We start from the raw sequence: 19701 nt of genomic DNA, 5'->3' as shown, positions 1-19701 counted from the left end.
AAAATGAAGAAAATTGATAAATCAATTCTAACTAAAACCATCCGCATTCGACCCAAAAATAGTTTTAAAGGAACTTACGGTAAAATCGCTTTAGTTGGTGGAAACGAAAACTTTGGTGGTGCAATCATAATGAGTTCGCTTGGAGCAGTTTACTCTGGCGTTGGACTCACAACTACTATCACGGATCCAACGAATCAAAGTGCGCTCCACTCTTGGCTACCCGAAGCAATGTTTGCAGACTATAACGACACTGATCAAATGGTTCAACTCATTAAAGCTATGAAAGTTATTACCATTGGCTCTGGGCTTGGGACCGATGATCATAGTTGTGAAATTATGGAAACCGTATTTGATAATGTCACCCCCGATCAAATCCTCTTAATTGATGGTTCGTCCATCACGATGATCGCTGAACGTGGGTTAAAATTACCACAAGCCAAATTAATTTTTACCCCGCATCAAATGGAGTGGCAACGTTTATCCGGAATTAAAATGGCCGATCAAACTGAGACACGTAACCGAGAAGCCCGCGACAAAATTGGTGGGATTGTCGTTCTTAAATCTGATCGTACTCAGGTTTATACCCCAGATGAAGTATACCAAAACACGACTGGGACGCCTGCTCAAGCAACTGGGGGAATGGGGGACACTCTTGCTGGAATTATCGGTGGATTTGTTGCCCAATTTGACGACGAAGTTGATGCTGTTTTAGCAGCCGTTTATTCCCACAGTGCAATTGCCGATGAACTAGCAGCCACTCAATATGTAGTTCTCCCTCATCAAATCTCACAACGGCTTCCATGCTTCATGCATGAACACGAAGCATGAATTTAACTGATAAAAAAGAAGATCCTGACTGGATCTTCTTTTTTTATCGAATGTGTAAAAACTTCCTTACACTTTGCATCTTATTTCCTAAGACCTTATCAGCTACCCGACTTTTAAGTACCAAGAATAGGTACACAAATCCACCAGCTAACGTAGCCAAAATCGAAACAAACAAACTGATTAGTGAACTATTATAATTAACTACCATCCCAAACAAGAAGTTAGCTCCATAAACTACAATTAAGGCCACAAAGTATGTGATCAAAGCAAACGCTAAAATTTTAACAGAATTAGATTTAATACTACTCATTTCCAATCCAAACTCATGTCTTAAGGAATGCACAATCAGATAGTTAGCAACTGTAAATCCAACTGCGGTTGCCATTAAGGCTCCAAAAGCTCCAAAGAAGTAAACTAAAGGAACTTGCGCCACTAACTTAATTACAATTCCAACCACAAAGTATTTAACTGCTCGTCTATTTTCAGAAATTCCTTGCATTAATGCGGTAACCACCGTAAACAAGCCTAGACTAATTGAAATGATAGCAGAAAACGTTAAAATGTCCGCTCCTAAATCCATATTGGCAGTTCCATAAAAGGTTCGATTGATCGGACCAGCAATAGCTGCCATCCCTAAAGCTGCAGGAAGCATGACGAATTCAAATAAAATTAACGCATTACTAAGTTGCTTACTAATTGAATGAATATCACCTTTGGTTCGGGCTTCAGAAAGCAACGGAACTACGGTAATTGCCAAGGCGGAAGCTAACGAAACCACAATCATAATCAATTTATTCGCATTAGCCGCAAAAATAGCATAAATATACTGTAAATTAGTATTAGTATAATTAGTTGCCCAACGCATAATACTAAAAAAGGAATATTGGTCAATTAATTGAAAAATGGTAATGCCAGAACCAAGAATAATAAACGGAACCGCTTGACTAATAATTTCTTTATAAAGATCGTTAGTCTTAACGTTAATAGCGTTATCACTTGAAGCAATAAGCCCCTGAAAATGATCACGTCGTCGCCAGTAATACCATCCTAGTGCTAAAAAGCCAAAAATAGCACCGATGAAGGCGGCAAAAGTTGACTGGGTAACGGCGGTTACCCAACTTCCGTGGATCACGATCATAATGAAGAAGGCTGAAGCCAACATGTAAATGACACGCGCGAGTTGCTCAACAAATTGTGACATTGCTGACGGAGCCATCTGTTGGAAGCCTTGAAAATATCCACGAGTTAAACTCATCGCAGGAATAATTAGGACGGCCCATGCTAACGAACGAATCACCGGAACCGCATTTTTACCCCCACTACCAGCTAAGATTGGAGCAAAAAAATAGATTAAAAGTGCACAAACGACTCCGGTAATAACCGAAAGGGTAATTCCCTTCTTATAAAGTCGCGCACTTACCCCATACTCATTTAACGCATTATAATGGGCCACTTCTTTTGCAACCGCCGACGGAATCCCCGCAATGGCAATTGTCAAAAACTCACTATAAATGTTGTAACCCATGGTATACAACGTGTTGGCAAGCGGAAACAATGACGCTCCAAAAATCAATCGCCAAGGAATGATGTAAATGGCACCAAGAATTCGTGAGAGGATGCTTCCAATGGTCATCCAGGCTGATCCTTTAACCATCTTACCTTGTGATCTTTCACTATCTTCAATTTCTTCTTTTTCTAATTCATCTTGTTCGAAATCGTTGTTCACAAATTTCCCCTACTTTCACGTTACAAATATAAATTTTAACCATTTCGAAAAATAATTTCAAATTTATTCAAGCTTAATTTGCAACAATATTAACAATTTTCTTTGGAACGACGATTACCTTTCTAACAGTCTTTCCATCAAGGAATGATTTAACATTTTCATCATTTAAAGCAACTTTTTCAGACTCGTCCTTCCCAGCATCCACGCCAACTTTAATGTGACCTCTCACTTTTCCATTAACCTGAACCACCAGCTCAACTTGGTCTTCTTTTAATTTACTTTCGTCAGCTTCTGGCCATTTGGCAAGTTCAATGGAATGATCATGACCTAACTTTTGCCATAATTCTTCGGCAACATGTGGCGTAATTGGTGAAAGAAGTTTAATGAAGCCTTCCGCATACTTCTTAGGTAACTTTTCAGCTTTATAGGCTTCATTAATAAATACCATCATTTGAGAAATGGCAACGTTAAAACGCATATTTTCAAAGTCATCAGTCACCTTTTTAACGGTTTGGTTATAAACCTTATCAAGCTTTCCGTCATTGTCATCAACGATCACATCACTTACCGTGTCATCATCATTCATGTACAAGCGCCAAACTCGTTTAATCCAACGATTAGCACCAACAATTCCATCTGTATTCCACGGTTTAGATTCAGATAGTGGTCCCATAAACATCTCGTACAAGCGCAACGTATCAGCACCGTACTGTTTAACAATATCATCGGGATTAACTACATTTCCCTTAGACTTGGACATTTTTTCATGATTAGTACCAAGAATCATACCTTGGTTAACTAATTTTTGGAACGGTTCTTTTGTTGGAACCACCCCTAAATCATAGAGCACCTTATGCCAAAACCGCGCATACAACAAATGAAGAACAGCATGTTCAGCACCACCGACGTACAAATCAATTGGAAGCCAGTACTTCAATTTTTCTAGATCAGCAATCATTTTATCATTATGAGGATCAACGTATCTCAAGTAGTACCATGAACTGCCGGCCCACTGTGGCATCGTATTAGTCTCACGCTTACCATGACGACCGTTTTTATCTGTCACGTTCACCCAGTCAGTAAGATTGGCTAACGGACTCTCACCGGTTCCAGATGGTTGAATGTCAGCCGCTTTAGGAAGCCGTAATGGTAACTGGTCTTCTGGGACTAAGGAAGTTGTGCCATCATCCCAGTGAATTACTGGGATGGGTTCACCCCAGTAACGTTGACGACTAAAGATCCAATCACGTAATCGATAATTAACCTTTTTATGACCAGCATGATGATCTTTTAGCCATTCGACAATTTTATCGATAGCTTGTTTTTTATTCAACCCGTCTAGAAAACCGGAATTAATGTGAACCCCATCGCCTGTGTATGGTGCTTCATCAACATCTCCACCCTCAATCACTGGAATGATAGGCAGATCAAACTTCTTAGCAAAATCAAAATCTCGTTGATCATGAGCGGGGACGGCCATGACTGCACCGGTTCCGTAACTTGGCAGAACGTAATCACCAATCCAAATTGGAATTCTCTTTTGGTTCACAGGATTAATTGCATAAGCTCCAGTAAATACTCCCGATTTATCTTTGTTTAAATCAGTTCTTTCAAGATCTGATTTAGAGGCAATTTTAGCCCGGTAGTTTTCTACATTGGCCTTTTGTTCTGGTGTCATAATTTTATCTACAATCGGACTTTCTGGTGAAAGCACCAGGTAAGACACCCCATAAATAGTATCAGGACGAGTAGTAAAGACTTCGATCTTTTCATCTTCTTCATTTACATCAAATGAGATACTAGCCCCAACGGAACGGCCAATCCAATTTCGTTGCATTTGTTTAATGCTTTCAGGCCAGTCTAAATCGTCAAGATCATCTAACAAACGGTCAGCGTAGGCAGTGATTTTCAAAACCCACTGTTTCATAGGTTTTCTGTAAACGTCATAACCACCACGTTCAGTTTTTCCATTAACAACCTCTTCGTTTGAAACAACGGTTCCACCCATGAAATCGGGGGCCCAATTAACCTCAATCTCATCTTCATAGGCTAATCCCATTTTGTACAACTGTTCAAAAATCCATTGGGTCCATTTATAGTAACTAGGATCCGAAGTATTGACTTCACGATCCCAATCATAGGAAAACCCAAGCGATTTAATCTGACGTCTAAAATTGTCAATGTTTTTCTTCGTAAAATCACGTGGGTTGTGACCGGTCTTTAACGCATATTGTTCTGCCGGCAGCCCAAAGGCATCCCATCCAATTGGATGAAGGACATTTTTACCCTGCATTCGCTTAAAGCGCGCCATGATATCAGTGGCAGTGTAACCTTCTGGATGACCGACATGAAGCCCCTGACCTGATGGATAAGGAAACATGTCTAGCACGTAATATTTATCTTTCTCTTGTTTATCACTGGTTTTAAAAGTTTGGTGATCATCCCAATACTTTTGCCATTTCTTTTCAATTTTTGAATGATCGTAAGCCATCAAATTCACTCCTTATTAGTTCATTAAAAATCACCATAAAAAAAGCCTATAGAAAAACAATTCTATAGGACGAGGTTCCGCGGTACCACCTAAATTTCTCATAAGAGACCCTTGATTCCATAACGCGGAAAAACGTTTAACTTTTAATTCGGTTAAAACTTCGATGATAAGTTCAATCATTCTATTTCCAAGTTTGCATCACCCACTTGGTTTCTGAAAAATAAAACAATCTAATACTTCACCTACATGATATATTATATGATTAAATAAACTCTACCAAATTTTATCCAAAAAAACAAGTTAATCACAAACAACTGATATAATAATCAGTGAGGTGTTTCAAATGAAACTACAATCAGCATTAAATTTTAGCCATACTCTACTAAAACAAATTGTTAAACCAGGTGAAACCGTAATCGATGGAACGGCCGGACTAGGCCACGATACCCTTTATTTAGCTCAACTCGTTGGTAAAAACGGCCATGTTTTTAGCTTTGATATTCAACCGAATGCCGTTTTAGCTACCAAACAACGCTTAACGAAATATGGTGAGCAAAAACAATGTCAAGTTATTCTTGATGGGCATGAAAACGTTAAGAAATACGTTCAGAACAGTCCAATTGCGGCCGCAATTTTCAACTTAGGATACCTTCCCACTGGTGACAAAAGAATCATAACAAAACCCAAAACCACCATTAAAGCTATTAGTGATATTCTTGAATGTTTAACTCCCAACGGAATCATCATTTTAGTACTGTACTATGGTCACGCTGGCGGCAAAGAAGAAAAGGAGCAGGTTTTAAAATTTGCTAGTAGTCTCAATCAGCATAGGTACCACGTTTTAAAATATCAATTTATCAATCAAATCAATGATCCACCAATCCTAGTGGCAATTCAAAAACGAGCTAAGTAATGTTAGTTCGTTTTCTTTTGCGTGTTTTTATGGTCAAACCAGTTCACAACATACGATAAAATCACTAATAATAAAGCCAAAATAAAGATATGATGAATGGCACTGTAAAGAATCTCATGCAGTACGGGCAGAACTTTTTTGGATAAATTAACCGCCGTCTGGGGATTAATTAGTGTATTCATCATTTTTAAGTTAGTCCCTGGATGTTCACTAACTCCTTTTGCCATCGAGGTGTTCATCACAATTCCAAAAATAGAAATCATAATTGTTTGACCGAGAGTTCGGCTCAGAGTATTGAATGAAGAAGCTACTCCAACGTGTTCTGGTGAGACCTCGTTTTGAACCGTAACGGTGGAAGTAGTAATGGTAATTCCAAAGCCAGTTCCTAAAACGGCTGAAAGAACAAAGAAAACCCAAAATGGCGTAGTAATCGGAAGTAGGACCATACAAATTGCTCCTAGCAAAACAAATGCCAAACTAAAGTTCATAATTTGTTGTGGCCGGTACTTCAGAATCATTTTTCCCGAAATAAAAGAACCAACCAGCCATAGAACGGAACTTGGTGTGATCGCAAAACCAGCCATGGTGGCCTTTAATCCTAAAATACCCTGGGTCCAATCCGGCAAATAAACCTCATATCCAAAAATAAAACCACTAATCAGAGCTGCAATTAAATTCTGGGTGACAAATGTTCGACTTTTAAACATCTGGATTGGAATTAGTGGATCAGTCGCTTTTTTCTCCTGTCGATAAAATAAAATTCCACTAATAACTGCTACCACCAAACATCCAGTCACCATTATCCAATTGATCGGATCTTCACTTAAGACTTGAAACATGTACATAACCGAAAACAAAAGAACCGCAATCAAGACGACACCAGGTAAATCCATCTTACTTTCAATCTTGCGTTTTGGTTCGTGCAAAAATAATGCAATCAAAATAATCGTCAGTATCCCAATCGGAACATTAATGAAGAAAACCCAGTGCCAAGAAAGATTGTCAACCAAAAATCCACCTAGTAACGGTGCAACCACCGAGGCGATTCCCCACGCTGATCCATTTAAACCAACCACTTGAGCTCGTTTTTCAAAAGAATACATGTCAGCAATAATGGTAAAGGATACTGGCATAATTACTCCTGCACCGACTCCTTGAACTGCTCGCCATAAAATCAATGTTCCCATACTATTGGACATTCCTGACAACATGGAGCCAATAACAAAGACCACCAGACCAAATATAAAAACCGATTTACGACCTAATTGATCGGCTAACTTCCCATAAATTGGGGTGGCAATTGAATTTGTCAAAAGAAAAATTGAGAAAACCCAGTTCATCAACGACACCCCATGAAGATCACCGACAATCGTGGGCATTGCCGTCGAAACAATGGTTCCCTCAACTGCGCTCATAAATGTGGCAACAAATAATGCAATTGTCACAACTTTAACGTTTGTTTTACCCTTCATATTTCATCATCTTTCTATTTGATACAATAAAAAACGACCATTGAAGGTCGTCATTTAAATCCTATTTAAAATAATTTTGTAGCTCTTTTACCTTATCGGTATGCTCCCATGGAAGATCAACATCCGTTCTCCCAAAGTGACCATAAGCAGCCGTTTGTTTGTAAATTGGTCGCTTTAAATCAAGCATCTTAATAATTCCAGCTGGCCGCAAGTCGAATACTTTTCTAATGGCAGCGACTAACTTATCGTCTGAAACTTTTGAAGTTCCAAACGTATTAACTGAAATTGAAACTGGTTCAGCAACCCCAATGGCATATGCCAACTGAATTTCAATCTTTTTTGCAAGTCCAGCCGCAACAATGTTTTTAGCGATATACCGCGCTGCATAACTTGCGGAACGATCAACCTTAGTTGCATCTTTCCCAGAAAAAGCACCGCCACCATGATGAGCTGCCCCACCATATGTATCAACAATGATTTTTCTTCCAGTCAATCCGGCATCGCCAACGGGTCCACCAACCACAAATTTTCCGGTTGGATTGATTAAATACTTAGTGTTCTCATCAAGATACTTAGACGGGATCGTCGTTTTGATAACCTTCTCGATAACATCTTTTCGAATCTGTTCTTGAGTAACATCAGGATCATGCTGAGTACTTAAAACCACGGTATCAACACGCTTAGGATCATCATTTTGATCGTATTCAACCGTTACTTCCGCTTTGGCATCCGGTCTAAGATAAGGAATAGAATCATTTTTACGAAGCTTAGAGAGTTTCTGCATTAAATGATGACTCAATGAGATTGGGAGTGGCATTAACTCAGGGGTCTCACTGTCTGCATAACCAAACATAATTCCCTGGTCCCCAGCACCAATCTTATCAAGAGGATCGACGTCTCCACCACGAGTCTCAACCGACTCATCAACTCCCTGCGCAATATCTGGTGACTGTTCATCAAGTGAAACTAACACAGCAACACTGTCTGCATCAAATCCGTATTTAGGATCATTATAACCAATTTCACGAATTGTATCTCTAACAACTTTTTGAATGTTAACATAGGCACTAGTTGAGATTTCACCAAACACCAATACAAGCCCTGTAGTAACTGAGGTTTCACAGGCAACTCGTGCATCTGGATCTTTTTTTAAAATTGCATCCAGGATTGCATCACTAATTTGATCGGCAACTTTATCCGGATGACCTTCTGAAACTGATTCAGAAGTAAATAAACGCTTTTCTGACATTCTTATTCCCCCTATTGTTTGTGGTTACAAGGCAACTTCACTCTTCGTGAATCCTATCGGGAATCTGCTCATAACTTTATAATAATAACATATTCGCAAGTAATTAAAAAGCACACAAAACCTCCATTGAACAAATTTACATAATTGATTAACATGGATTTATTAATACAAAAAGGACAATATTATGAAAACTTTTATTGAAAAAAATCAAACGACCTTACATGCCCTAATTCTTACGGTATTCATCATCTTGAATACACTAATATGGCTCTTTGCTTCGCAAGTAGACTTACTATCAGTACAATGGAATACCAGACTGGTGGTGCTAATCCTATCAGAGTTTCTTTGGTCGGCTTCCCTTCTACTTTTCATCATTCGTTATGATCCGAGGATCAATTTATTTCTCAACGTCATCCCAGTGTTATTAGCGATTGTCTCCTTGTTTCCCATCTTATTAATCATCCTGTTTGTCATCCTTGGAATCACCAACATCATTGTAATGATGCCCAAATTTAAACTCGAAAATTACTATGGACTGGTTTGCTTTTCCTTTTTAAATTCAATTGCTCCGGTCATTTCTTTTTGTTATCTCGATAACCAATACCTAGAATCAAGTGTCCTCGTAAACGTTGGAATTCTATTTTGCTTATACTGTTTGTTCTTTGTTCCGTTCTTTAATCACCGACTTGAAACTAAATTAAACTTTATCTTCATTTTAATCTTTGCAGCGCTTCTGCTAGCAAATTTTTCCTTATTAAAATGTGCGATTTTAATTGCTTTAGTATTAATCTCATACGGAATTCAAATTTTCAGCGAAAAAGAAACCCCAGAAAATTGTTTACTTTCATTTATAATTATTGGATTAGCAGCTTTCATATAAAAATGAGGACTTCAAAATATGAAGTCCTCATTTTTATTTACTGTAAAGAAATTGCATCTAAAAATTCTTTGATTCTTGGAGATGGGTTATTAAAAAATTCGTCCTTTGATCCATCAAAAATCTTCTCCCCATTTTCGATGAATAACATTTTATCAGCAGATAATTTAGCAAACTCAATGTTGTGAGTAATCATAATCATTGATTGTCCCTGATCAGCTAGCTCTTCCAGCATTTCTAAAACTTGCGTCTCTAACTCTGGATCAAGCGCACTGGTAGGTTCATCTAATAAAATGTACTTAGGTTTGACCGCTAATGCCCGACAGATCGAGATTCGTTGCTGCATCCCACCAGATAATTCATCGGGATAGAAATTAGCATATTTTTCAAGCCCAACCCGTTTCAATAGTTTTTCTGCGTGGGCTACCGCATCTTTTTTCGCAATCTTATGAACGTGGATTGGTGCAGCCGTAATGTTATCAATCACCCGTAAATTAGGAAAAAGATTCCAATTTTGAAAGACCATGCTAGTCTGTGCTCGTAATTTCTTACTCTGTTTACTAGTAATCTTATTCGCGTAGTTTAAGGAAAAATTAGGAAAACTGATAACACCTGAATCGGGATGAACCAACAAATCCAGTGAACGTAGTAAGGTTGACTTTCCAGAACCAGAAGGACCAACAATTACGGTTGTTTTTCCCTCGGGAAATTCCGTACTAATTTTATCTAGAACGGTTTTCCCATCATACTTTTTTACAATGTCTTCAATCTTAATCATTAGCCTTCATCCCCCTTTAAGTATCTTGAAGAACGCTTTTCGAGATAGTGTTGAAGGATCGTTAAAATACTGCACAAAATAGCGTAAAGAGCGGCTACTTCTGTGTACATAAGTAGTGGCTGATAGTTGTGCGCCGCAATTTGTTGACTAACCTGAAACATCTCTGTGATGGTAATCGTACTTGCAAGAGAGGTATCCTTAACTAATCCAATAAATTCATTAGATAGTGGAGGAAGTACGATTCGTGCTGCTTGTGGTAAAACAATGTACCACAGGGTTTGAGTGGTGCTAAAACCCAGAGTATATGCAGCATCCCATTGATCTTGGGGAACAGACATCAGAGCTGACCGAATGGTTTCCGAGGCATAAGCACCAGTATTTAACGAAAACCCAATTATTGCTGCCGTAAAGGCCGGAATTTCAAAATTAAAACCGGGAATGAAATTTTGCAGATTCGGTAAACCAAAATAAATAATGAACAACTGAACCAACAATGGAGTGGAACGAAAAGCCCACACGTATACGTCTGCAATGGCTCTAAAAATGCCCCACATAACTCTAACAAATGCATTCCCATGTGGTTTTAAAAACTTTATCAGTGCGGTAACAATCGCAAGAATTAAACCAAAAAAGAATGAAATAATTGTTAGTGGAATGGTGTATTTAATCATTGCCTCTAAGAGACTCGGTAATGATGAAATGATAATGTCCCACATAATTCTTTAAGCTCCTAACTAATATTATTTATCGGTAATATTCTCTCCGAAGTACTTCATTGATAATCGTTTCAAGGTACCATCTTTTCGAAGTTCATTAATTGCTTTGTCCATCTGTTTATTTAACTTAGCAGACTTCTTGTTCATCATTGGAGCAATTTGACTTTGTGGAATAACATTAGTTGGAACTAGTTTAGCTTGAAGGTCAGTATTCTTATGACTTGCATACCAACTTTGCCATGCTGGTTGAGCATTTAAGGCACCAACAACACGACCTTGATCAATCATTTGCATTGAAGTATTAAAGTCTGGTGAAGTAACTGGTTTAGCATGCAGCTTTTCGGCGTTATTCCAGTTATCAGTCCCAGTACCTTCAGCGACCTTTTTACCCTTAAAGTCTTGAGCATTTTTAATTGGTGAATCTTTCTTAGTAATCATGATTGCCTTTGAATAAATGTATGGAGTGGCAAACCGATACTGCTTTTTTCTAGCTGGATTAATTGCCATATTGTTAAAAATAACATCGTAAGAATTAGAATTGAGTCCCTGAATTAATGAATCCCATCCAGTTAACTTGTATTGAACCTTCATCCCCATCTTTTTAGCAACATCATTAGCCAAATCAACTTCAAAGCCGGTTAACTTACCGTTCTTATCCTTGTAAGAATACGGAGCATAAGTTCCTTCCATACCAACCGTCAAAGTCCCAGGCTTTTTAGTCTCAGATTGTTTCCCACATGCGGTAACGGTAAGAGCCAACGCGGCCACTCCTGTTAGTAAAAGTAAAGGCCATCTTTTCTTCATAATTAAAATCCCCATTCATTAAAATATATTGTGCAAAATTAACTAACTCGCTATGTTTATTTTACTCTAAAAATTTAAACAGACAAGTAACTTTTTCATGATGCTACCTCCTAAATAATCACAAAAGAACACAAAAAAGAGGACTGGATCCACCAGTCCTCTCATAATTATAATAAATTAATATCATTTATAGAGAAACCTTTGAGTGCATACCAAAAGTGTTGTCAGATTTTGTCAAATCTTTTTTACAACAACATGGTTTACACATAATTAGTTTCTCCCTTCGTGTTCTTTAACATAAAATCATAATATTACTATTTCTTTACTGGGTCAATAGATTGATCTTCAAGATCTGGATCATCATGTTCATCTTTCGGTAAAAGTAAGTTTAAAATAATTCCAATAACGGTTGCTAAAGCCACTCCAGTAAACTGGAAACTTCCAATTTGAATATATGCATTACCAATTCCAATTACCAAGATAACCGACGCAATCATTAAATTGCGTTTCTTATCCATGTCCAATTTATTGTCAATCATCACTTTGACACCATTAGCAGCAATTGTCCCAAATAGGAGAAAACTAATTCCACCAATAACTGGGAGCGGCATTTGCATGATTAAAACATTTAACTTATTCACGAACGCAAAGATCATGGCAAAAATCGCTGCTCCGATTATGACCCAAACACTGTAAACTTTGGTAATTGCCATGACTCCAATATTTTCGCCATAACTAGTTACCGCGGGCCCACCAAGAATTCCAGCTGCAAGCGATGCGGCTCCATCCCCAGCAAGCGTGCGATTTAAACCTGGATTCTTAAAGAAATTCTTGTGGGTCATTTCGCCGAGTACCATCAAATGACCCATGTGTTCGGTCATCGTAACAAAAGCGATTGGAGCCATAATCAAGATGGCATTCCAGTCAAACTTGAAGCCTCGCTCGGTGCCAATGATATGAAACGGAGGCATTTTAAACCATGAAGCAGTGGCAATTGCGTGAATATCAACTAATCCACACGCCATCGAAATTAAATACCCGCAGACAATTGCCAATAAAATCGGAATTAATCCCAAGAATCCCTTTAATTTAACGTTGAAAAAAATTGCTAAAAACAGGGTGGCCATCGCGATGCTAAAGAAAACCAAACTATATTTTCCATGATCCATCATTGCATTTTGAGCAGCGCTCCCTGCAAGTGATAGTCCAATCACCATTACGATTGGTCCCACTACCACCGGTGGTAGAATCTTATCAATCCAATCGGATCCAATAAATGAAATAATCGTGGCAACCACCACATAAACTAAACCAACGGCAACTACTCCTTGTGAAACTCCTGAAATTCCGGTCGTTTTCATTAACGCCATCATGGGAGTCACAAAGGCAAAACTCGAACCCATATATGCCGGAATTTTCCCCTTAGTAATTAGAACATGGAGTAAGGTCCCAATTCCCGATGCAAAGAGCGCAATACTTGGGCTTAAACCTACCAACAATGGAACAATTACTGTACTACCAAACATTGAAAACATGTGTTGTAAGGAAAGTCCGACCCACTTTAACGGTGATGGACGATCATGAATTCCTAATACATAGTCCTTTTTCTGAGACATTTATACTGACTCCCCTTCTTTAATAAAAAAACTGCTGTCCAAGTGGACAACAGTCTTCGATTAAATAAAGTTTCACAGTATCACTTTAAAATTCGAAATCTTGCTGCCTCACTGGACACACTTAAAGATTTATTTAGTTAAAATGATATATTTTATATGATTGTTTGTCAATAAAATTTCCAACCGAAAAATTTTATAATTGGTAGATCCCTTTTATTTTATTTAGAAACTAATCACTCTCTAACCCGACGTTTAAAACGCACGCACCTTTCAAATCACCTTTTGCGACCCTTTTCAATGCTTCATCCGCCTTTGAAAGTGGAAACTCAGTAACGTCAGGTTCGATGTGTAGCCGATCAGCTAAGGTCAAAAACTCTTCGCCATCACTTCTCGTATTACTTTCAACGCTCGTTAAGTTCTTTTCGTGAAAAATATGATCTTCGTAACTCATCTGAGAAATATCAGTCATATGAATTCCGGCTAATGCTAAAGTCCCTCCAGAAGCTAAACTTTTCAACGCGTTAGGAACAGCCTCACCGACTGGTGCAAAAATAATCGATGAATCTAGAGGAACGGGCGACATATCATATGTGTTATTTACTGATTTTGCCCCAAGTGACAAGGCAAATTGTTTGGCATCTTCACCTCGTGTAAAGACGTGAACGTCAATTCCCTGATCAATCGCCAATTGCGCGGTGATGTGAGCAGACCCACCAAAGCCATAAATTCCAAGGGTACCACCAGCTGGAATGTTAGCACGTTCAAAAGCCCGATACCCAATGATTCCAGCACAAAGCAGTGGGGCTGCTTGAAGCGAATTAAACCGTTCTGGAATTCGATAAGCAAATCCCTCTGGAACGGTTGTATACTCCTCATAGCCACCATCATGATCCCATCCCGTATATTTAGAATATGGACATAGATTTTCTCTGCCAGAACGACAATACTTACATACACCACATGTTTTCCGTAACCATGGGATTCCGATTCGATCACCAATTTTAAATCGACGAGTATGAGGACCATTTTTAACTACTTTACCAATAATTTCATGTCCAGGAGTTAGATCTTTTTTATGGACAGGTAAATCACCCTCGGTAACGTGTAAATCCGTGTGACAAACTCCACACGTTAACACCTTAACCAAGACTTCACCATCACCAGGTGCTGGAACGTCTTTTCTAACATATTTTAAGGGAGATTTCCTTCCGTTAATCGGTCCAGGTTTAACAATTTCCCAAGCATTCATAGTTTTAGGGATCTCGGTATTAGCTTCTTCTACCATTATAATTGCCTCCTCAATGTAATCTTTACGTTCATCATATCACAAGAAAAATGAAAGTGAAGTACACTGACTAAAACCTAACCAAAATGAGTTTGAACTTCTTCTGGTTGTTTTTTAACCAAAACTTTCCCGTTTCTAATCGAGTATAAAAGCGTTCTTCTTTCGTTAATTTCATTATAAAAATTATCTGTATCAAAGATTAAGAAACTAGCGGGTTTCCCCTTCTCAATTCCATAATGATCACTAACATGTAAAGTTTTAGCAGCGTTGGTAGTAATCAACTTATATGAATCCATAATCTGATGATACCCCATCAATTGACTCGCTAAAATACCAACGTAAAGCGCATCCAGCATGTTACCGTTCCCCATTGGATACCACGGATCTTTTACATCGTCCTCTCCAAACGAGACGTTGATTCCATGCTTTAAAAGTTCCTTGACTCTCGTTAGACCACGTCGTTTAGGGTAAGTATCAAATCGACCACCCAAATGCATATTAACTAGTGGATTGGCTACCATGTTAATCTTTGACATCTTAAGAATTCTCATCAACTTATCGGCATATGCATCGTTATACGATCCAAGAGCCGTTGTATGACTTGCAGTAACCCGATCACTTAGTCCTGATTCATACGCCAAAGTAGCTAGAACTTCCAAATTTCTGGAATTGGGATCATCAATTTCATCGCAGTGAACGTCAACAAGTTTGCCATATTTTTCAGCTAAGTTCATCAAAAACGTTAGTGAATCACGCCCATAATATTGATTAAATTCGTAGTGGGGAATTCCACCCACGGCGTCAACTCCCATTTTGACAGCTTCTGTTAGTAAATCTTTGCCATGTGGAAATGATAGAATCCCCTCCTGTGGAAAAGCAACTAATTGGAGATCAATAAAACTAGATACCCGTTCCCTTACCTCAAGAAGTGCTTTAAGAGCGGTAAGATTGGGATCAGTAGTATCAACGTGACTTCTAACGAACTGAATTCCATGTTCAGCCTGATTCTTGAGCGTTTTAATGGCGCGCTCCTTAACGTCTTTTTCAGATAAGCTTTGTTTTCGCTCAGACCAAATTGAAATACCCTCAAATAGAGTTCCACTTTCATTAAACCGGGGTTCACCGGCTGTCAGAGTAGAATCTAAATGGACATGTGAATCAATAAATGGTGGAATAATTAATTTACCATTCGCATCAATCACCTCTTCTTTAGGATCATCAATGTGATCACCAATCTCTTTAATCTTTCCATCTTTAACTAAAATGTCTTGTTTTTTTGTCGAATTCTCAATATATCCCTGTTTAATAATCATTTTATTTGTCCCGTCTTTCTAACGCCCGACCGATAACGTAGTAGAGAACAGCAATAATTGCCATTACAATAAAAGTTGCCCCAATGGTATTTTTAACAATTGCAACATTTTTCAACATTAAGTATAACAAAATTCCTAAAATCCAAAGTGCAAACGCAAACCAATTCACTCCATGGCTATACCAAAACTCTCCTTTCGGATCTCCAAATGATTCCAAACGGTAGTCACGATCATTAAGAAGAAAGTAATCTACTAGCATGATGGAGATGATTGGGCCTAAAAACATCCCAATATAATCAAGGAAGGCCGTAAAAGCAGAAAGAAAGCTTCCACTTAAAAGTGGGGTAAAGGTTAAAATCATCGCCACCACGGTGACAATCAACAACGACTGTTTTAATGTCAATTTATGACACATATTCGTTAATGCTGATCCAGCCGCCTGTAAATTAACAGCATTAGCGGTCATACTGGTTAAGACAATCACAATCATTGCAATCATTCCTAGACCCAATTTATTGGCCACTGTACTTGGATCAGAATTATTGGGATCATAAACTCCAGACGTAATGGCAATACTGATGGTAGTGCATAATCCGATGGATGCAAAACTGACTGCCCCTAGTAAAGCTCCAAAAAATGGTGCACTTGTTGAAACACGCTTTTTATTAGTAAATCTAGTAAAATCAGCTCCACTGGTAACCCATGCCAAGTTAAACGCAGCCAGACTATCAATTGCTGCTCCAAACGGCATCCGATCCTTTTTGGGAACCATATAATGAGCAAGTTGGGTAAACGAAACATCTCTAAACACTACCAAGACTTCCCATATTACAAAAACAATAACTAGAATAATTCCAACTCTTTCAATAATTCTAATGGATCGTTGTCCTGATATAACACTAAGAATATGTAAAATACTCATAACCAGAATTCCGACAACTAAACCGAACGTTCCACCAGGCTTCCCAAAGATTGGCCAACCAAAGAATGAATTAAAAATATAGGATAATGAAGTTGCCGCAATAAAAGTATTAACCGCGGTCCAACCCATAAACATCACTAAATTGACAACCGATGGGATCATGCTTCCCCTGATTCCAAATGTCGCCCGACTCAAAGTTGTCGTCGATAACCCCGTTTTATACCCCTCATATCCAATTAAACTTAGAAACAGATATGAAATAATTGAGGCAATCATCAAAGCACTAAAACCGCCCCATAAACCACAAGCGGCAATAATACCCCCAATAAACCAAGTTCCATTATTAGCGTTTGCTCCAAACCAGTTAGCAAACATATCCCAATAGCTCATGTTGCGTTCGTTCTTTGGAATGGGATGAACTTCGTACTTATTTTCGTTTTCCATTTTTTTCCTCCCTTGAATTAAAATGATACCCAAAATTCACATTGAACCAATTATAGTAATTCTTAAAGTGATTTAAAAGCTAAATTTAGCTATGAAAATGATGATTGGATTATAAAAAAGAAGAGTGTATCATAAGTACTAGTTCAATTAAGGGGTTGATCAATGTGCTTGGGAGACGTGAAGCAAGACTTAAGCGTGAAAAGTTACGATTAAAAAACAAAAGTTAAAGCTTAAGAAACAAAAATTAAAATTGAGAAAGTTAAAAATAAAGCTTCGGAATAAACGAAAATAGGGATCACCATTTGGTGATCCCTATTTCATCTTAATGCATCAATTATCATAATTAGCTTAGTCATCAAAAAACAGGTCTAAGTCCGGGTAGTTAATAAATTAACAACAATGAAGGATCAACAGAACCCTAATGTACCCGGAATCATCCCTGCATTATTAGTATATGTCATATCAGTGTTACTTAGCAAGAAGAAAGCTTAATTACCTGACCTCTCCCTCAATCTTTGCCGCGTGTACGGTGGAATAAGGAACGTCAACTATTTTGACAAAACTACTTTATCATCAATAATTATGTGTCAGCAACTAAAGATTAAGTTGATGATTTTTTTATTTATGCTACTTTGATATACTAAATAGGTAGTGTTTCGGGTGTCATTAAATAATAAATAATCAGTATGATTATAAAATACGTCCAAAACCGATTGACGTTAAAAGCTAATATAAGGAGTTTGTTATGGCAAAGGAAAAACAAAAAAAGAAATGGTATAAACGATTCTGGGTTTGGATCATAATTGCAATCATCATACTTGTAGTAATCTTCGTTGTTGGAAGTAACAGTGATAAAAAGAAAAGTAGTTCTGCAACATCGGACAGTCAAACATCCCAAAAAGTAAAATTAGAGAGTTCGTCTAAAACGGCGTCGGCAATTTCAACAACTGATAGCGCAAACACTGAGAGCAATAATGCATACAATACCGCTAAAAGCTATATGGAATCTGTTCCAATGTCTAAGAAGCGTTTATACACTCAACTAACATCACAATCTGGAAATAAATTTAAACCAGAAGCGGCTCAATCGGCCGTTAATAAATTCAGTGATAAAGATTATCAAGAAAACGCGGTTAAATCAGCAAAAAACTATTCGAAAGAACAACATTTATCAGCTCAACAAGTTTACGATCAGCTAACTTCTGAAGCTGAGGGATACACCCCTGAACAAGCTAAGTATGCCATTAATAAAAACAACTTAGGTCAAATTAACCAATAAAACATAATAAGATAAAAAGTCATTTTACGATGGCTTTTTATTTTGGTCATTTTATTTCTAACACGTATTTAAAGGGTGTGATCCACTTAAAAATTAAATAAACTATACACAGTAAGATCAAAGTATAAAAAAAGAACGTTGTTATGACAACGTTCTTGATTTGCTAAGATAAGCTATATAACTATGTTATACCGGAGGTGGGGTTCGAACCCACACGATCGCAATGATCACTGGATTTTGAGTCCAGCGCGTCTGCCAGTTCCGCCACTCCGGCATGCTAATGATTGCTAAAGCAGTAAAACAAAGGCGGTAACCGGATTTGAACCGGTGATGAAGGTTTTGCAGACCTCTGCCTTACCACTTGGCTATACCGCCATAAAGGCACTAAGCCTTAACAACTGCCCTTCCCTACTGGAACCAAGCAATCAAAAGGGCGGTAGGTGGGAATCGAACCCACGCGTGTCGGTACCACAAACCGATGTGTTAACCACTTCACCACTACCGCCATAACATCATAAACAGGGATAGTAGGAATTGAACCCACATCAACGGTTTTGGAGACCGGTATACTACCGTTGTACGATATCCCTATAAATAAAATGGAAGGAAGTGGATTTGAACCACCGAACCCGAAGGAGCGGATTTACGGTCCGCCGCGTTTAGCCAGACTTCGCTATCCTTCCATATAATGGCGCGGGACAGAATCGAACTGCCGACACACGGAGCTTCAATCCGTTGCTCTACCAACTGAGCTACCGAGCCATTGTCTTTTATGACATTTATAATAATAAAACTATTTAATTAATGTTGCAAGGGTTACCCACAACAAACGGTCCGTACGAGACTCGAACTCGTGATCTCCTGCGTGACAGGCAGGCGTCCTGAACCAACTAGACCAACGGACCATATGTTATGGAGGATACAGGGATCGAACCTGTGACCTCCTGCTTGTAAGGCAGATGCTCTCCCAGCTGAGCTAATCCTCCAA

15 protein-coding genes, 8 tRNA genes, 1 riboswitch and 1 other annotated feature are annotated in these 19701 nt (G+C 38.3%); of the genes, 4 read left to right on the top strand and 19 right to left on the bottom strand.

Annotated elements, in window-relative coordinates:
- Nucleotides 1-3 precede the first annotated feature (3 nt).
- On the top strand, nucleotides 4-828 hold the full coding sequence (locus tag AC6UC9_RS02105; RefSeq protein WP_500701010.1) for an NAD(P)H-hydrate dehydratase: 825 nt from the start codon (nucleotides 4-6) through the stop codon (nucleotides 826-828).
- A 43-nt stretch (nucleotides 829-871) separates the two neighbouring features.
- Here AC6UC9_RS02105 and AC6UC9_RS02100 read toward each other — a convergent pair whose 3' ends face one another.
- Nucleotides 872-2554 carry a putative polysaccharide biosynthesis protein gene (locus AC6UC9_RS02100; protein WP_500693626.1) on the bottom strand — a complete coding sequence of 561 codons (1683 nt, stop codon included), beginning with the start codon at nucleotides 2552-2554 and terminating at the stop codon, nucleotides 872-874.
- A gap of 73 nt (nucleotides 2555-2627) precedes the next feature.
- Entirely contained in the window at nucleotides 2628-5045 is a 2418-nt protein-coding gene (gene leuS, locus AC6UC9_RS02095; protein WP_500701009.1) for a leucine--tRNA ligase, read from the bottom strand.
- A 62-nt stretch (nucleotides 5046-5107) separates the two neighbouring features.
- Nucleotides 5108-5301 (bottom strand) — a binding site (T-box leader).
- A gap of 87 nt (nucleotides 5302-5388) precedes the next feature.
- On the opposite strand from leuS, the gene mnmM reads away from it, so the two are divergent.
- Complete coding sequence (gene mnmM, locus AC6UC9_RS02090) at nucleotides 5389-5958, top strand: tRNA 5-(aminomethyl)-2-thiouridylate-methyltransferase MnmM (RefSeq protein ID WP_500696769.1); 570 nt, start codon at nucleotides 5389-5391, stop codon at nucleotides 5956-5958.
- Between the two features lie 2 nt (nucleotides 5959-5960).
- On the opposite strand, the gene AC6UC9_RS02085 is transcribed toward mnmM, so the two are convergent.
- Together AC6UC9_RS02085 and metK are read right to left on the bottom strand one after the other, a co-directional pair.
- The gene (locus tag AC6UC9_RS02085; protein ID WP_500701008.1) at nucleotides 5961-7430 is read right to left on the bottom strand and encodes an MDR family MFS transporter; all 1470 of its coding nucleotides are present in this window, start codon (nucleotides 7428-7430) and stop codon (nucleotides 5961-5963) included.
- Between the two features lie 61 nt (nucleotides 7431-7491).
- On the bottom strand, nucleotides 7492-8679 hold the full coding sequence (metK, locus tag AC6UC9_RS02080; RefSeq protein ID WP_500695744.1) for a methionine adenosyltransferase: 1188 nt from the start codon (nucleotides 8677-8679) through the stop codon (nucleotides 7492-7494).
- Nucleotides 8677-8758: riboswitch (SMK box riboswitch) on the bottom strand. (Overlaps the previous gene by 3 nt.)
- A gap of 105 nt (nucleotides 8759-8863) precedes the next feature.
- Here metK and AC6UC9_RS02075 point away from each other — a divergent pair.
- The gene (locus AC6UC9_RS02075; protein ID WP_500701007.1) at nucleotides 8864-9559 is read left to right on the top strand and encodes a hypothetical protein; all 696 of its coding nucleotides are present in this window, start codon (nucleotides 8864-8866) and stop codon (nucleotides 9557-9559) included.
- 37 nt (nucleotides 9560-9596) lie between these two features.
- Here the strand turns inward: AC6UC9_RS02075 and AC6UC9_RS02070 are convergent, their stop codons facing one another.
- The 7 genes from AC6UC9_RS02070 to AC6UC9_RS02040 form a co-directional block, all read right to left on the bottom strand.
- Nucleotides 9597-10334, bottom strand: coding sequence for an amino acid ABC transporter ATP-binding protein (locus tag AC6UC9_RS02070; RefSeq protein ID WP_500701006.1), 738 nt, complete (start codon nucleotides 10332-10334; stop codon nucleotides 9597-9599).
- Nucleotides 10334-11050, bottom strand: coding sequence for an amino acid ABC transporter permease (locus tag AC6UC9_RS02065; RefSeq protein ID WP_500693619.1), 717 nt, complete (start codon nucleotides 11048-11050; stop codon nucleotides 10334-10336). Before AC6UC9_RS02065 ends, AC6UC9_RS02070 begins: the two co-directional genes overlap by 1 nt.
- A 24-nt stretch (nucleotides 11051-11074) precedes the next feature.
- Nucleotides 11075-11854, bottom strand: coding sequence for a transporter substrate-binding domain-containing protein (locus AC6UC9_RS02060; protein ID WP_500693618.1), 780 nt, complete (start codon nucleotides 11852-11854; stop codon nucleotides 11075-11077).
- A 314-nt stretch (nucleotides 11855-12168) separates the two neighbouring features.
- Nucleotides 12169-13470, bottom strand: coding sequence for a uracil-xanthine permease family protein (locus tag AC6UC9_RS02055; RefSeq protein ID WP_500701005.1), 1302 nt, complete (start codon nucleotides 13468-13470; stop codon nucleotides 12169-12171).
- Nucleotides 13471-13699: 229 nt separating this feature from the next.
- On the bottom strand, nucleotides 13700-14755 hold the full coding sequence (locus AC6UC9_RS02050) for a zinc-dependent alcohol dehydrogenase family protein (RefSeq protein WP_500701004.1): 1056 nt from the start codon (nucleotides 14753-14755) through the stop codon (nucleotides 13700-13702).
- Nucleotides 14756-14832: 77 nt separating this feature from the next.
- A complete protein-coding gene (codA, locus tag AC6UC9_RS02045) occupies nucleotides 14833-16068 on the bottom strand; it encodes a cytosine deaminase (RefSeq protein WP_500701003.1) in 1236 nt (411 codons plus the stop codon).
- 1 nt (nucleotide 16069) lies between these two features.
- A complete protein-coding gene (locus AC6UC9_RS02040) occupies nucleotides 16070-17434 on the bottom strand; it encodes a purine-cytosine permease family protein (RefSeq protein WP_500701002.1) in 1365 nt (454 codons plus the stop codon).
- A 745-nt stretch (nucleotides 17435-18179) separates the two neighbouring features.
- Between AC6UC9_RS02040 and AC6UC9_RS02035 the strand changes: the two genes are divergently transcribed.
- Entirely contained in the window at nucleotides 18180-18713 is a 534-nt protein-coding gene (locus AC6UC9_RS02035) for an Ltp family lipoprotein (RefSeq protein ID WP_500695751.1), read from the top strand.
- A 189-nt stretch (nucleotides 18714-18902) separates the two neighbouring features.
- Here the strand turns inward: AC6UC9_RS02035 and AC6UC9_RS02030 are convergent.
- The 8 genes from AC6UC9_RS02030 to AC6UC9_RS01995 form a co-directional block, all read right to left on the bottom strand.
- Nucleotides 18903-18987 (bottom strand) — tRNA-Leu (locus AC6UC9_RS02030).
- A 30-nt stretch (nucleotides 18988-19017) separates the two neighbouring features.
- Nucleotides 19018-19088: transfer RNA gene (locus AC6UC9_RS02025), tRNA-Cys, on the bottom strand.
- A 57-nt stretch (nucleotides 19089-19145) separates the two neighbouring features.
- Nucleotides 19146-19218: transfer RNA gene (locus tag AC6UC9_RS02020), tRNA-His, on the bottom strand.
- Between the two features lie 14 nt (nucleotides 19219-19232).
- Nucleotides 19233-19303: transfer RNA gene (locus AC6UC9_RS02015), tRNA-Trp, on the bottom strand.
- 10 nt (nucleotides 19304-19313) lie between these two features.
- Nucleotides 19314-19396 (bottom strand) — tRNA-Tyr (locus tag AC6UC9_RS02010).
- Nucleotides 19397-19402: 6 nt separating this feature from the next.
- Nucleotides 19403-19475: transfer RNA gene (locus AC6UC9_RS02005), tRNA-Phe, on the bottom strand.
- A gap of 68 nt (nucleotides 19476-19543) precedes the next feature.
- Nucleotides 19544-19618, bottom strand: a tRNA-Asp gene (locus AC6UC9_RS02000).
- 8 nt (nucleotides 19619-19626) lie between these two features.
- Nucleotides 19627-19699: transfer RNA gene (locus AC6UC9_RS01995), tRNA-Val, on the bottom strand.
- Nucleotides 19700-19701 lie beyond the last annotated feature (2 nt).

It is taken from the genome of Fructilactobacillus sp. X7R4C1, from assembly GCF_059901115.1.
The sequence above is the reverse complement of the archived record's forward strand: the minus strand, read 5'-3'. Positions and strand labels throughout refer to the sequence as shown.

Coding starts and splice junctions, on each gene's coding strand:
- AC6UC9_RS02105 (WP_500701010.1), top strand. CDS start 4: ATGAAGAAAATTGATAAATCAATTCTAACTAAAACCATCCGCATTCGA.
- leuS (WP_500701009.1), bottom strand. CDS start 5,045: ATGGCTTACGATCATTCAAAAATTGAAAAGAAATGGCAAAAGTATTGG.
- mnmM (WP_500696769.1), top strand. CDS start 5,389: ATGAAACTACAATCAGCATTAAATTTTAGCCATACTCTACTAAAACAA.
- AC6UC9_RS02085 (WP_500701008.1), bottom strand. CDS start 7,430: ATGAAGGGTAAAACAAACGTTAAAGTTGTGACAATTGCATTATTTGTT.
- metK (WP_500695744.1), bottom strand. CDS start 8,679: ATGTCAGAAAAGCGTTTATTTACTTCTGAATCAGTTTCAGAAGGTCAT.
- AC6UC9_RS02075 (WP_500701007.1), top strand. CDS start 8,864: ATGAAAACTTTTATTGAAAAAAATCAAACGACCTTACATGCCCTAATT.
- AC6UC9_RS02070 (WP_500701006.1), bottom strand. CDS start 10,334: ATGATTAAGATTGAAGACATTGTAAAAAAGTATGATGGGAAAACCGTT.
- AC6UC9_RS02065 (WP_500693619.1), bottom strand. CDS start 11,050: ATGTGGGACATTATCATTTCATCATTACCGAGTCTCTTAGAGGCAATG.
- AC6UC9_RS02060 (WP_500693618.1), bottom strand. CDS start 11,854: ATGAAGAAAAGATGGCCTTTACTTTTACTAACAGGAGTGGCCGCGTTG.
- AC6UC9_RS02055 (WP_500701005.1), bottom strand. CDS start 13,470: ATGTCTCAGAAAAAGGACTATGTATTAGGAATTCATGATCGTCCATCA.
- AC6UC9_RS02050 (WP_500701004.1), bottom strand. CDS start 14,755: ATGGTAGAAGAAGCTAATACCGAGATCCCTAAAACTATGAATGCTTGG.
- codA (WP_500701003.1), bottom strand. CDS start 16,068: ATGATTATTAAACAGGGATATATTGAGAATTCGACAAAAAAACAAGAC.
- AC6UC9_RS02040 (WP_500701002.1), bottom strand. CDS start 17,434: ATGGAAAACGAAAATAAGTACGAAGTTCATCCCATTCCAAAGAACGAA.
- AC6UC9_RS02035 (WP_500695751.1), top strand. CDS start 18,180: ATGGCAAAGGAAAAACAAAAAAAGAAATGGTATAAACGATTCTGGGTT.